The sequence below is a fragment of the Streptomyces sp. NPDC090994 genome, from assembly GCF_044768905.1.
Lineage (GTDB): Bacteria > Actinomycetota > Actinomycetes > Streptomycetales > Streptomycetaceae > Streptomyces.
Window position 1 is genome coordinate 386,391 of the sequence record NZ_JBIVWS010000005.1, and the last position, 11,870, is coordinate 398,260.

Here is an 11,870-nt window from a genome sequence, read left to right on the forward strand (position 1 = left end):
CTTCTGACGTGCTGGGCAGCCGTCAACCGTACGCGAAGGGGGCCGGTGAAGCTACGCGTCGACCTCGACCAGACGCTCGCCGCCGAAGGTCATGACCTCGAAGTGGTCGATCTGGTTCGGCTGGAAGGCGGCGCCGCCGTGCACGTAGAGCGGCTGTTTGGCCTTGTCGGTGGTGGCGTCCGGGATGCCGTACCCCCACTCCGGGACGGACCACGACGTGACCGTCTCGCGCTCGCCGTTCTTGCCGACGGCGATCAGGGCGCACTTCTCCGGTCCCTTGACGTTCTTCAGCTCCAGGACCGCGTGCGTGCCCCACGCCTTCTTCTCGACCGCCACGGTCGCGCTGACCTGGGTGGCGGGGTCGGTGGCGCTGACCCGGTCGGTCATGTCGCCGAACGCCTCCTGGGCGGGGCCGGCGCTCTGCCGGGCCTCGCCGGTCCGGCCGCCGCCGTCCCCGCTGGTGGTCGCCACGGCGGCGAACGGGCCGCCGACGATCAGCGCGGCGGCGGTGCCCACCAGGTAGAGGTTGCGGCGCTTCTTGCGGGCCCGCCGCTCGGCGACCTCGTCGACGAGCTTCTCCGCCAGCCGCGGCGCGGGCCGGGCGGACAGGGACTCGCCGAGCGCGGGCGTGCCCACGCCACCCGGTACGCCGCCCGCGCCGCCCGGCACGCCGGCCAGCGCGGCCATCATCGGCTCCAGGCCGGCCAGCTCGTCGAGCTGCTGGGCGCACCACTCGCAGCCGGCCAGGTGCCGTTCGAAGGCGGTGGCCTCGGCCTCGTCGAGGATGCCGAGGGCGTAGGCGCCGACGGTCTCGTGCTCGTTCGGCACCTCGGGCTCCCGCATGGGGCCAGCCATACCCGAACCTCCCGCGCCGAATCCCCCGTGCACACCGTTCGTCACGCCGTCACCCCCCGCTCCTCCAGTGCCAGCTTCATCGACCGCAGGGCGTAGAACACCCGGGAGCGGACCGTGCCGCTGGGTATGCCCAGGGTCTCGGCCGCCTCATTGACGGTACGCCCTTTGAAGTACGTCTCGACGAGCACTTCCCGGTGGGCCGGGGTCAGGTCGTCGAGCGCGTCCGACAGCGTCATCAGCCACAGCGCCTTGTCGATCTCGTCCTCCGCGGGGATGACCTCCAGCGGCGACGGATCGACCTCCTGCGGCCGGGCCTGCCGGCTGCGATGGCCGTCGATGACGATGCGCCGGGCGACCGTCACCAGCCAGGGGCGTACCGATCCGGTCGCCCGGTTGAGCGAACCGGCGTTCTTCCAGGCCCGGATGAGCGTCTCCTGCACGACGTCCTCGGCGCGCTGCCGGTCCCCCGCGACCAGCCGCAGCACGTACGCCAGCAGGGGTCCGGCGTGTTCCCGGTAGAGCGCCCGCATCAGGTCCTCGTCGGGTTCCGAGGCGGACCTGGCGGACATCCGATGTCGGGCCCTCGTACCGCGTTCCTTGGCCACGACGGGATCCTTGCGCACGCCCACCTCCGGTGTCCGGGGGTTCCCCCGAGTCGGTCGCTCGTCCATTCGGTACGGACGGGGAGGGTGGGGTGTTCAAAGGCGGCGGACAGATTTACCGGCGTCTCCGGTGTTGAGTACGGGTACTCATGCCCGGGCGGGCGCGCGGGGCCAGGCTGGTCCTACCTCAACCACCGTTTGACCAGGGAGACTTCACGATGCCGACACCGCGCCTGCGCCGGTTCCTCACGCTCGCCACGGGCAGCTGGCCCGCCCGGGGCTACCTGGCCCTCGTCGCCGTCTCCCTGCTGCTGACGCTCCTGTTCCCGGACCTCGCCCTGCCCGTGGACCCCACGCTGCTCACGGCACCGCTGTCGTTCGCGGGGGTGGCCCTGCCCTTCGGGCCGGGCAGCGCGGCGGAGGGGGCGGCGCTGACGCCGGCCGTCGGGCTCTGGCTGCTGTGGCTGCTGCTGTGCGCCTTGGTGAACGCCGCGGTGCTGGGTGCCCTCGTCGAGGACCGGCCGCCGGTCGCACGGGCGCCCCGGGCGGAGGCGGCGCCCTCGGCCGGCGGCCGCGCGCACCGGCTGCGCGCCCTGCTGGCGCCCGCGGTGGACAACTGGCCCGCCCGCGGCTACCTCGCCCTCGTGGCGGCCTCGCTGGGCTTCTTCCTGTACGCCGTGTACCTGTCGCCGGACCCGGGGTTCGCGGGCGTCTGGCCGACGCTGGCCACGGCACCGCTCGGTTTCGTCGCCCTGCTGGCGGTGACGCCCGTCTCCGGCTGGCTCGGGACGCTCGCCTTCTCCGTGGGCGTGGCCCTGTCCGGTCTGTTCAACGCGGTCCTGCTGGGCCGGCTGGTCCGCCGGGTACGGCTGCCGCGGACGCCGGTGCGCCCTCGGGAGGCCTGAGCGCGCTGCCCCAGGGGTGCGGGGCTGTGCGTGATCCGCGACCGCCCCCGAGGCGCCGCGGACAGTGCACCACCTCGGGGCTCACGCGGCCCCGCGGACAGCGCACCACCGCCGGGCTCACGCGGCCCCGCGGACAGCGCACCACCGCGGGGCTCACGCCCGGGCCGGTGCGGCGGCGCGGCGCCGGTGGCGGGCGACGCGTTCGCGGTTGCCGCAGATCTCGCTGGAGCACCAGCGCCTGCGGCGGCCCCGGGACGTGTCCAGGTAGACCACCGGGCAGTTGTCCCCCTCGCACTGGCGCAGGCACGCGCGGGCGGCGGGGTCGGTGAGCAGTTCCACCGCGTCCCGGGCGAGGGCGCCGAGCAGCGCCGCGCACTCGGGCGGCGCGGTCAGCTCCCGTACGAGGTCGCCGCCTTCCGTGGGCAGCGCCCGGGGGGCCGGGGGCGCGGTGCGGGCGAGGTCGTTGACGCGGGCGAGCGCGCGGGCGTGCGGGTGCGCGCCGGGGGTGAGGTGGTCGCGTACCAGGCGCGCGGTGTGGGCGCGCAGGTCGCGGAAGCCGGTGAGCCAGGCGTGGTCGGCGTGGTCGAGGAGGGTGCCCGGCGGGACCAGTCCGGAGCCGGTGATCCAGGCGCGCAGGGTGTCGACGGAGTCGAGGCGTTCGCCGGGATGGGCGGTGGCGAGGAGGTCCAGGCAGGGTCGTCCGGTGTCGAAGCGTGCCATGTTCCTGTCACCGCCCGGGCTCTGGGACTGGGGACCGTCCTCCCACAGTGCCTGCCCGCCCGGACGGCCGGAACCCCCCGTACCGCCCGGGGTGGCTACTCGTCTCCGTACTTGGTCTCCGCCGACGGGTCCAGGGCGAGCCGGTAGCCGCGCTTGACGACGGTCTGGATCAGCTTCGGCGCGCCCAGGGCGGTGCGCAGCCGGGCCATCGCCGTCTCGACGGCGTGCTCGTCGCGTCCGGCGCCGGGCAGGGCGCGCAGCAGCTCGGCGCGGGGCACCACCCAGCCGGGGCGGCGGGAGAGCGTACGCAGCAGGGACATCCCGGCGGGCGGTACGGGTTTCAGCTCGCCGTCCACCAGTACGGCGTGCCCGCGGATCTCCACCCGGTGCCCGGCGACCGGCAACGACCGTGCCCGGGCGGGCAGTTCCCGGCACAGCAACTGCACCAGGGGCCCGAGCCGGAACCGCTCCGGCTGGACGGTGTCGATGCCGCGGGACTGGAGCGGCAGCGCGGTGACCGGGCCGACGCAGGCCGGCAGCACGTCGTGGCCGAAGGCGGTGAGCAGCTCGGGCAGCAGGCCGCGTTCGTCGGCGCGGGAGAGCAGGGACGCGGCGGCGGGCGCGCTGGTGAAGGTGACGGCGTCCAGACCGCGGGAGACGGCGGCGTCGAGCAGCCGGTCGACGGGCCCGATGTCCTCCGGCGGCATCCACCGGTACACCGGTACGCCGACCACCTCGGCACCGCCCGCCCGCAGCGACTCCACGAACCCCGGCAGCGGCTCCCCGTGCAGCTGGACGGCGACCCGGCGCCCGTCGACGCCCTCCTCCAGCAACCGGTCCAGCACCTCCGCCATGGACTCGGACGACGGCGACCACTCCTCGGTCAGCCCGGCGGCCCGTACCGCGCCCTTGACCTTGGGGCCGCGCGCCAGCAGCTCCACCGTGCGCAGCCGCCCCAGCAGGGCCTCGCCGAGCCCCCACCCCTCGGCGGCCTCGATCCAGCCCCGGAACCCGATGGCGGTGGTGGCGATGACGACGTCGGGCGCCTGGTCGATGAGTTCCTTGGTGGCCGCGAGCAGCTCACTGTCGTCGGCGAGCGGCACGATCCTGATGGCCGGGGCGTGCAGCACGGCGGCGCCGCGCCGGGTGAGCAGGGCCCCCAGCTCGTCGGCCCGGCGGGCGGCGGTCACGCCGACGGTGAAGCCGGCCAGGGGTCCGTGGTCGTCGGTTCGCTGCTGTACGTCGTCCATGGCCTCGTCCCGCTTGGATCACTTGCGCCCATCGTGCCGACCGAGCCTGTCAACGGCTCGTGACAGGCTCGGTTCGGATGTATGTCACCGGTGTTACGTCACACGTTGGAGTAGCTGAGCTGCGCGTTCTCCTCCGTGCGGGCGGCGGCGTCCGGGGCGCCGGCCGCCGTACGGCGAAGGTATACCGACCAGGTGAGCGCGAAGCAGGCGGCGTAGAAGGCGAGGAAGGCGACGAAGGCGCCGGTGCCGGAGCCGTAGGAGAGGAAGGACTGCCGGAAGGCGAGGTTGATCCCCACGCCGCCGAGGGCGCCCACGGCGCCGATCAGCCCCATGGAGGCCCCGGACAGCCGCCGCCCGTAGGACGCGGCGTCCTCCCCCGTCAGCCCCTTGGCCTCGGCCTTCGCCTGGAAGATGCCGGGGATCATCTTGAAGGTCGACCCGTTCCCGAGTCCGCTGAGCACGAAGAGCACGACGAACGCGGTGACGAACAGCCCCAGCGAGTCCCGCATGCTGGCGACGATGAGCACGGCGGTGGCGGCGCCCATGGCGACGTAGTTCCACAGCGTGATCCTCGCGCCGCCGTACTGGTCGGCGAGCTTCCCGCCGACGGGCCGGATGAGGGAGCCCAGCAGCGGACCGATGAAGGTCAGGTAGGCGGCCTGGAGCGGCGTCCGCCCGAACCCGCTCTGCAGCACCTGCCCGAAGGCGAAGCTGTACCCGATGAACGACCCGAACGTCCCCACGTACAGGAAGGCCATGATCCAGGTGTGCCGGTCGCGGGCGGCGTCCTTGGCGGCGCCGGTGTCGTTCTTCACGGACGCGATGTTGTCCATGAAGAGCGCGGAGAGGACGGCGGCGACGACGATCAGCGGGATGTAGATCCCGAGCAGGACCCGCGGCCCTCCACTGGCCCCGATGATGGCGAGCGAGGCGAGCTGGATGACCGGCACCCCGATGTTCCCGCCGCCGGCGTTCATGCCGAGCGCCCAGCCCTTCTTCCTGAGCGGAAAGAAGGCGTTGATGTTGGTCATGGAGGAGGCGAAGTTGCCGCCGCCGATGCCGGCCAGCAGGCCGACGAGGAGGAAGGTCGAGAAGGGCGTACCCGGCTCCATCACCACGAACGCGGCGACGGTCGGCACCAGCAGCAGACTGGCCGAGATGATCGTCCAGTTCCGTCCGCCGAAGATCGCGACGGCGAAGGTGTAGGGGACGCGGACGACGGCGCCGACCAGCGTCACCACGGACGTGAGCAGGAACTTGTCGGCGGGGGTGAGCCCGTACTCCGGTCCCATGAAGAGGACGAGCACGGACCACAGGGTCCACACCGAGAACCCGATGTGCTCGGAGAGCACGGAGAAGAACAGATTCCGGTTGGCGATCCTCGCGCCGGTCCGCTGCCAGAACGACTCGTCCTCGGGATCCCAGTGCTCGATCCAGCGACCTCCTGCTGCCATGACGCCTCCACGCTCCTCCGGGCTTCGGAATTCCGAAGGTAGGGAGGCCGCGTTTCGGCGCTGTGGCTGTGGGTGACCGGTGGGGAACGTTGCTCTCACCCTGCGGGGGGCGGGGATGAGAGATCCTGGAGCGTCAGTTCCGCCCGGACGGACTTCCCGTTCCGCTCCGGCCGTACGGTGAGCCGGGCCGCGAGCCCTTCGACAACCGTGAGCCCCCGGCCGGTCTCGTCCCCGGGGGCGGCTGTCCGCCGTACCGGCCGACGGGGCGAGGAGTCCGCCACGGTCACCCGCACCACCCCGGCCGCCGGGTACTCCAACGTCAGCCGACACCACCCCGGCTCCTCCGCCGTCACCCCGGCCGGACGGCCGTGCAGCACGGCGTTGGTGACCAGCTCGCTGACGACGACCTCGGCACTGTCGGACAGCTCCTCCAGTCCCCAGCAGGCGAGGGTGGTCCGGACACTGCGCCGGGCGAGGGCGGCGGACTCGGGGAGGAGGGCGAGGGTCTGCGTGCAGCCGGGCACCTTGCCGGTCAGCGGGCGCAGGGCGAGGGACGGGGCTACGCCCAGGGACTCATCCCCGGTCTCCTTCAGACCGGCGCGTACGCCCGCGAGATCATCGCCGGGACCGGACCGAACCTCGGTCCTGCCGACGTGGCCGCACTCGTGGAAGTCCGCAAGAAACGTCAGGCCGTCCTCACCGACAGCACACGCCCGAACGGCCCCCTCAAGCTGTGGGCCGTCATCCACGAGGCCGTTCTCGGCTACAGGTCAGCAGCCCAACCGTCTCTGATGCGGGAACAGCTACGCCACTTGCTGGACATGACCGACCTGCCGAATCTGACCATCCAGGTCATGCCGAAGGACGCCCCGGCCCACCCCGGAATGGCGGGCCCCTTCCACGTCGTCCGGTTCCCGATGCCGTGGCCTACCGTCATCAACCTGGAGAACCTCCGGGGCGGCTACTTGGTGGAGGGCACCGACGACGTGAAGGCGTTCGAGTCGTGTTTCGAGTTGATCGTCGCCGCCGCCCTTCCCGTGGACGACTCCCGGGAGACCATCAAGAAGATCATGGAAGGGACCTCAGGACGCCATCGAAGGAAGCACGCTCCACACTCGATCTCCACCGAGCCGCCTGGTTCAAGTCGTCGTACTCCGACGCGGCACAGCAGTGCCTGGAGATAGCCGCCAACTTCCCCGCCGCCGTCCCCGTCCGGGACAGCAAGGCACCGGACGGACCTGCTCTCGTCTTCGACCGAGCGTCGTTCGCCGCGTTCGTCGCCGCTGTCTGCGTCGCGGAGCTCGGCGATCGTTGAAACCCCAGCAGATGGGCGGGGCGTGGAAGGCAGCCGGGGTCAGCAGTTCGACGTGTCGCTGGAGAGGCCGTTTGTCGCTGGAGAGGCCGTTCAAGAAGATCACGGAAGGAGAGCAAAGGTGATACACCCTCAGTCCGCACAGGAGCCGACCGGCGCCGAGTGGTTGAAGTCCTCCTACAGCGGCGGTGAGCAAGCCTGCCTGGAGGCCGCCGCCAACTTCCCCGGCGCCGTCCCGGTCCGGGACAGCAAGGCCCCGGACGGACCCGCCCTCGTCTTCCGCCGGGCGTCGTTCGCCGCGTTCGTCGCCGCTGTCGGTGCCGGGGCGTTCGGCGGCGTCTGATCGCACGGCACCTCACGCGGTACGGAGCCCCGCCCAGGGCAGACGGGCGGGGCTCCGCCCATGCGCCAGACCAACCGTGAACACATCGACCCAAAGTGTTCACCGTTCAGAGGAGAGACACCCCCGGGCACCCGCAGCTCCACCCCGCCCCACCCCACCCCGCTCCACCGGTCATCGGCCAACTACGCCCGCGCGTGCGCACGTTCCGTCGGCTCGCCCTTGCGTCGCACACGCACGACACCTATCGTTTTTCGATAACATCGATAAACGATAGATGAGGCGGCGCATCATGTCCGAAGACCGGAAGCTGCTGGAACCCACGGCCACGATCGTGTCCATAGCCCTGCGTCTGCTCCTCGCCCTCACCGCCGTGGGGCTGGTCTTCCGGATCGTCCGCGGCGGCTGGACGGACACCATCGTCTGCATCACCGACAACTCGACCACCGGCTCGACGGACGCCGGCGCCTTCTTCCCGGAGAAGGGCGCACTGGTCGACGCGATACCCCGTTACTGCGCCGAGGCACCCAGCACCTACCTGCGGCTGCTGGACGAACTCAGCGCACTGCCTTCGACACTGCTGCTGCTCAGCGGCCTCTTCCTGCTGCACCGCCTGCTGCGCGACGCCGCCCGGGAGGGCGTCCACACGGCCCGTACCGCGTCCCGGCTCCGGGTGCTCGGCTGGTGGCTGCTGGCCGGGAGCCTGGTCGCGGAGTTCGTCGAGGCGAATGCCGGGGCCGCCCTGCTCGCGGAACTCTCCACCACCGCCGACCTCACGGCCGGGGCCTGGCTGACCATGTGGTCCGCCCCCTACCTGGCCCTGCTGACCGGCCTCGGCCTGCTCACCTTCGCCCGGATCACCCGCGCGGGCGCGGACATGCACGAGGACCTCGCAGGAGTCGTCTGATGGCCGACGACGCGGACGGGCACGACATCGAGGTGCACCTCGACAGGCTGCTGGCCGAGCGCGGCATGACCCTCACCGAACTCGCCCAGCGTGTCGGCGTGACCAACGTCAATCTGTCCGTACTGAAGAACGGCCGCGCCAAGGCGATCCGCTTCACCACCCTCACCCGGATCTGCGCAGTCCTGCGGTGCCAACCCGGAGACCTCCTCAGCTACCGCCCCGCACCACCCGCCGACAACTCCTGAAGGGGCCACCTGTGACTGCGCCGTCGCTCTGCACTACCCGGCACGGAACGAGTTCCGCTCATTGCCACCGTCAGCCCTTATCGCCGCAGAGCACCGCTGTCCTGAGTACGCGTACTCAGACCGACCCGGGTCGTCCAGCGCTGTCGCCCACGGACCGAGTTCCCCACACTGAAGCCCCTGCCACGTCAAAAGGGGTGCCCATGGCCCGTGAGCTGCAGTTACGCGTTGCCACTCCGGAGGATCTCGACTGGATCCATGAACTGCGGCACCGGGTGTACGCGGAGGAACTCAACCAGCACGCGCCCGATCCCAGCGGACGGCTGCAGGACGGGCTGGACGGCGACAACGTCTACCTGGTCGCCGCGCGGGGAGCGGATCGTGTCGGCTTCGTCAGCCTGACTCCGCCGTGGCTGGGCCGGTACTCGCTGGACAAGTACCTGAGCCGCGACGAACTGCCGCTGCTGAACGACGAGGCCGTGTTCGAGGTGCGCGTCCTCACCGTCGAACCGCGCTGGCGCGCCACCGCGGCGGCACCCCTGCTGATGTACGCGGCGCTGCGCTGGACCGCCTCCCGGGGCGGTCGCCGGGTGGTGGCCATGGGGCGGACCGACCTGCTCGACATGTACCTGGCCGCCGGACTGCGCCCGGTGGGGCACACCGTCCGCAGCGGCTCGGTGTCCTTCGAGGTACTGACCGCGGACGTGGCCGAGTTGACGCGGGCCACGACGCGACGCCACCACCACACACTCCAGTGGCTGGCGTCGCGGGTCGACTGGCGACTGGACATGGCGTTCCTCGCCCGGCCGGACGGCTGCGAACACGGCGGCGCCTCGTTCACCGCCATCGGCACCGACTTCCGCCGCCTCCACCGACGCGCCCAGGTGGTCGCCGCCGATGTGCTGGACGCCTGGTTCCCGCCGGCTCCGGGGGTGCGGGCGGCGCTCGCCCAGGACCTGGACTGGGCGGTGCGCACGTCTCCGCCGGCCGACGCGGAGGGCCTGGTGGCGGAGATCGCCGCCGCCCGGGAGCTGCCCCCCGAGACGCTCGCGGTCGGCGCCGGGTCGTCGGACCTGATCTTCCGGGCGTTCGGCCGCTGGCTGACCCCGGACAGCCGGGTGCTCCTGACGGACCCGGCCTACGGCGAGTACGCGCACGTCACGGAACGCGTGATCGGCTGCCGCGTGGACCGGTTCCCGCTGCGGCGCGCGGACGGCTGGCGGATCGACGTGGACCGGCTCTCCGCCGCCGTCCGGTCCGCACGCTACGACCTCGTGGTGGTGGTCAACCCCAACAATCCGACGGGACGTTACCTCCCGGCGGCGGACCTGTACTCCGCCGTCGCCGCCGCACCGGACCGGACCCGCTGGTGGATCGACGAGGCGTACCTGGGCTACGTCGGTCTCGGTGAGTCGCTCGCGGGGGTGGCCGCGACGGACCCTCGGGTCGTGGTGTGCAGCTCACTGTCGAAGATGTACGCGCTCTCCGGCGCGCGGGCCGCCTTCCTGGTCGCGGAGCCGTCCACCGCCCGCGAGTTGCGCCGGTGGACTCCGCCCTGGGCGGTCGGTCTCCCGGCCCAACTGGCCGCGGTGGCCGCCCTGCGCGACCCGGCCCACTACAGCGACTGCTGGCAGCGCACGCACACGCTGCGGCGCGACCTCGCCTCCGCCCTGGCCGGCCTGGACGGGAGCCTGGAGGTCGAGGAAGGGGTGGCGAACTTCCTCAACGTGACCCTGCCGTCCGGCGGGCCGAGCGCCGCGGAACTGGTGCGGGAGTGCCGTCGGCACGGCGTCCACCTCCGCGACCTCTCCCCGCTGACGCCGGCGTACCAGGGACGCACGGTGCGCGTCGCGGTCCGGGACACCTCGGAGAACGCGCGCATCGTGGCCGCGTGCCAGGCTGCCTGGCACGACCTGCGGGGGGCTGCCGTCCCAGCCGTCGTCGGTGTGTCCGGCGCGGGCCCGGCCCGGTGATCAGCGCCGCTTCGCTGGCTCCCCAGCTCGGCGGGGCGCTGCTGCTGAGCGGAGTGGCGGTGGCGGTGTCCGGGCGCCGCGAGCTGCTGATCCGGTGGTGCGCCTGGGCGGCCGGGGTGCCCCTGGTCACCGCCGCGTTCTGGTGGGGCCCGCCGGGTGCCGCGGTCGTCGCCGTCCTGGCCGGGGTCGTCGCCGCGCTGGAGTTCGGCGGCCTGACGCGGCTCGGCCGGGCGGACCGGGCGGTGCTGGCCGCCGGGGTGTCGGCCGTGGTGCTGAGCGCCTGGCTGCTGCCCGGGGAGGTCCTCCGGGTGGCCGCGGTGGCGGCCCTCGCGGTGGCCGCCGTGCCGCTGCTCGCCGGTGACGGCGACCGTGGCCTGCACCGGCTCGGCGCCGGGCTGCTCGGACTGGCGTGGCTGAGTCCGCTGGCCGCCCTGGTGCCGCTCGGGGCCGGCGCGCTGGCCCTGTTCGTCGCGGTCTCGGTCGCCGACATCGTGGCGTACTTCGCCGGCCGGCGGCTCGGCGGTCCGCCGTTGTCACCGCTGTCCCCGGCCAAGCGTTGGAGCGGAACCCTGGCCGGGGCCGCGGCCGGCCTGGTCGCCCTCGCCGCGCTGACCGCCCTGAGCTGGCCGATGGCGCTCGCGGTGGCGGTCGGCGGACCGGCCGGCGACCTCCTCGAATCCATGGTCAAGCGAGGCGCACGGGTGAAGGACGCCGGTTCCTGGCTGCCCGGGTCAGGCGGTCTGCTGGACCGGATCGACTCCCTGCTGATGGCGCTGGCTGTGCTGCTGGTGCTGAGCTGATCCGTCCCCGGCAGCACCCGCGCCGCGCTGCTGCGGCCCCCCGCATGACAGCCGGGGGCCGCAGAGCAGAGAGCGTCAGAACGTCAAGGACCAGGTGTCGAGGGTGCCGGTGCCGCCCGCGGACCGGTCCTCGACCCGCAGCTTCCACGTCCCCTCGGCCACCGACGCACTCGCGTCCACCGTGTACGTCGTACTGAGCGTCCCCCCGGGATCCGTCCCGTTCGTCGCCTTCAACGCGTACACCGTGCCCGCCGGATCCACCAGATCGACCTTCACCTCACCCAGCCACTCATGCGTGAGATCCACACCTACCCGCAACGCCTTCGGCGCCTTGCCGGAAACACCCTCGACCGTGATCGACGACTCGACCGTTCCCGGGTCGGGGACGGTGTACGAGGTCTGGTTCTCCAGTGACGGGAAGGTCAGGGACCACTTGTTCAGAGTGCCGGTGCCGCCCGCGGACCGGTCCTCGACCCGCAGCTTCCACGTCCCCTCGGCCACCGACGCACT

The 11,870-nt window shown here is 72.5% G+C and carries 15 protein-coding genes; 8 read left to right on the plus strand and 7 right to left on the minus strand.

Translation table 11 applies throughout. The features are described 5' to 3' along the window. Window positions 1–51: 51 nt before the first annotated feature. Together ACIQR3_RS14630 and ACIQR3_RS14635 are read right to left on the minus strand one after the other, a co-directional pair. Window positions 52–855, minus strand: a complete 804-nt coding sequence (locus ACIQR3_RS14630) for a zf-HC2 domain-containing protein (RefSeq protein ID WP_403538318.1) — start codon at window positions 853–855, stop codon at window positions 52–54. Window positions 856–896: 41 nt separating this feature from the next. Next, window positions 897–1,484: a sigma-70 family RNA polymerase sigma factor gene (locus tag ACIQR3_RS14635; protein WP_403538319.1), complete on the minus strand. Its 588-nt coding sequence runs from the start codon at window positions 1,482–1,484 to the stop codon at window positions 897–899. A gap of 191 nt (window positions 1,485–1,675) precedes the next feature. On the opposite strand from ACIQR3_RS14635, the gene ACIQR3_RS14640 reads away from it, so the two are divergent. Next, window positions 1,676–2,362: an SCO4225 family membrane protein gene (locus ACIQR3_RS14640; RefSeq protein WP_403538320.1), complete on the plus strand. Its 687-nt coding sequence runs from the start codon at window positions 1,676–1,678 to the stop codon at window positions 2,360–2,362. 153 nt (window positions 2,363–2,515) lie between these two features. Here the strand turns inward: ACIQR3_RS14640 and ACIQR3_RS14645 are convergent, their stop codons facing one another. The 4 genes from ACIQR3_RS14645 to ACIQR3_RS14660 form a co-directional block, all read right to left on the minus strand. Next, window positions 2,516–3,082, minus strand: coding sequence for a CGNR zinc finger domain-containing protein (locus ACIQR3_RS14645; protein ID WP_403538321.1), 567 nt, complete (start codon window positions 3,080–3,082; stop codon window positions 2,516–2,518). 95 nt (window positions 3,083–3,177) lie between these two features. Continuing rightward, window positions 3,178–4,332, minus strand: coding sequence for a uroporphyrinogen-III synthase (locus tag ACIQR3_RS14650; protein ID WP_403538323.1), 1,155 nt, complete (start codon window positions 4,330–4,332; stop codon window positions 3,178–3,180). A gap of 98 nt (window positions 4,333–4,430) precedes the next feature. Beyond that, the gene (locus tag ACIQR3_RS14655; protein WP_403538325.1) at window positions 4,431–5,786 is read right to left on the minus strand and encodes a nitrate/nitrite transporter; all 1,356 of its coding nucleotides are present in this window, start codon (window positions 5,784–5,786) and stop codon (window positions 4,431–4,433) included. Between the two features lie 95 nt (window positions 5,787–5,881). Then, a complete protein-coding gene (locus ACIQR3_RS14660) occupies window positions 5,882–6,310 on the minus strand; it encodes an ATP-binding protein (protein ID WP_403538456.1) in 429 nt (142 codons plus the stop codon). Here ACIQR3_RS14660 and ACIQR3_RS14665 point away from each other — a divergent pair. The 7 genes from ACIQR3_RS14665 to ACIQR3_RS14695 all read left to right on the plus strand — a co-directional run bounded on the left by ACIQR3_RS14665 (window position 6,293) and on the right by ACIQR3_RS14695 (window position 11,360). Beyond that, window positions 6,293–6,970 carry a DUF5753 domain-containing protein gene (locus ACIQR3_RS14665; RefSeq protein WP_403538457.1) on the plus strand — a complete coding sequence of 226 codons (678 nt, stop codon included), beginning with the start codon at window positions 6,293–6,295 and terminating at the stop codon, window positions 6,968–6,970. The two genes, ACIQR3_RS14660 and ACIQR3_RS14665, sit on opposite strands and share 18 nt — an antisense overlap. Next, complete coding sequence (locus ACIQR3_RS14670; RefSeq protein WP_403538459.1) at window positions 6,967–7,101, plus strand: DUF397 domain-containing protein; 135 nt, start codon at window positions 6,967–6,969, stop codon at window positions 7,099–7,101. Before ACIQR3_RS14665 ends, ACIQR3_RS14670 begins: the two co-directional genes overlap by 4 nt. 118 nt (window positions 7,102–7,219) lie before the next feature. Next, window positions 7,220–7,441, plus strand: a complete 222-nt coding sequence (locus tag ACIQR3_RS14675; protein WP_403538326.1) for a DUF397 domain-containing protein — start codon at window positions 7,220–7,222, stop codon at window positions 7,439–7,441. A gap of 289 nt (window positions 7,442–7,730) precedes the next feature. Then, on the plus strand, window positions 7,731–8,345 hold the full coding sequence (locus ACIQR3_RS14680) for a hypothetical protein (RefSeq protein WP_403538328.1): 615 nt from the start codon (window positions 7,731–7,733) through the stop codon (window positions 8,343–8,345). Next, window positions 8,345–8,590 (plus strand): helix-turn-helix domain-containing protein, encoded by a 246-nt coding sequence (locus tag ACIQR3_RS14685; RefSeq protein ID WP_403538330.1) that lies wholly within the window; start codon window positions 8,345–8,347, stop codon window positions 8,588–8,590. Before ACIQR3_RS14680 ends, ACIQR3_RS14685 begins: the two co-directional genes overlap by 1 nt. A gap of 200 nt (window positions 8,591–8,790) precedes the next feature. Beyond that, window positions 8,791–10,560: an aminotransferase class I/II-fold pyridoxal phosphate-dependent enzyme gene (locus ACIQR3_RS14690; RefSeq protein ID WP_403538332.1), complete on the plus strand. Its 1,770-nt coding sequence runs from the start codon at window positions 8,791–8,793 to the stop codon at window positions 10,558–10,560. Next, the gene (locus tag ACIQR3_RS14695) at window positions 10,560–11,360 is read left to right on the plus strand and encodes a phosphatidate cytidylyltransferase (RefSeq protein ID WP_403538461.1); all 801 of its coding nucleotides are present in this window, start codon (window positions 10,560–10,562) and stop codon (window positions 11,358–11,360) included. Before ACIQR3_RS14690 ends, ACIQR3_RS14695 begins: the two co-directional genes overlap by 1 nt. A gap of 75 nt (window positions 11,361–11,435) precedes the next feature. On the opposite strand, the gene ACIQR3_RS14700 is transcribed toward ACIQR3_RS14695, so the two are convergent. Next, a partial coding sequence (locus tag ACIQR3_RS14700) for a proprotein convertase P-domain-containing protein (RefSeq protein WP_403538333.1) occupies window positions 11,436–11,870 on the minus strand: 435 nt, incomplete at its 5' end.

What these genes read in the sequence shown, in the direction of transcription:
- ACIQR3_RS14630 (WP_403538318.1), bottom strand. Translation starts at nt 855, where the DNA reads ATGGCTGGCCCCATGCGGGAGCCCGAGGTGCCGAACGAGCACGAGACC.
- ACIQR3_RS14640 (WP_403538320.1), top strand. Translation starts at nt 1,676, where the DNA reads ATGCCGACACCGCGCCTGCGCCGGTTCCTCACGCTCGCCACGGGCAGC.
- ACIQR3_RS14645 (WP_403538321.1), bottom strand. Translation starts at nt 3,082, where the DNA reads ATGGCACGCTTCGACACCGGACGACCCTGCCTGGACCTCCTCGCCACC.
- ACIQR3_RS14650 (WP_403538323.1), bottom strand. Translation starts at nt 4,332, where the DNA reads ATGGACGACGTACAGCAGCGAACCGACGACCACGGACCCCTGGCCGGC.
- ACIQR3_RS14655 (WP_403538325.1), bottom strand. Translation starts at nt 5,786, where the DNA reads ATGGCAGCAGGAGGTCGCTGGATCGAGCACTGGGATCCCGAGGACGAG.
- ACIQR3_RS14680 (WP_403538328.1), top strand. Translation starts at nt 7,731, where the DNA reads ATGTCCGAAGACCGGAAGCTGCTGGAACCCACGGCCACGATCGTGTCC.
- ACIQR3_RS14685 (WP_403538330.1), top strand. Translation starts at nt 8,345, where the DNA reads ATGGCCGACGACGCGGACGGGCACGACATCGAGGTGCACCTCGACAGG.
- ACIQR3_RS14690 (WP_403538332.1), top strand. Translation starts at nt 8,791, where the DNA reads ATGGCCCGTGAGCTGCAGTTACGCGTTGCCACTCCGGAGGATCTCGAC.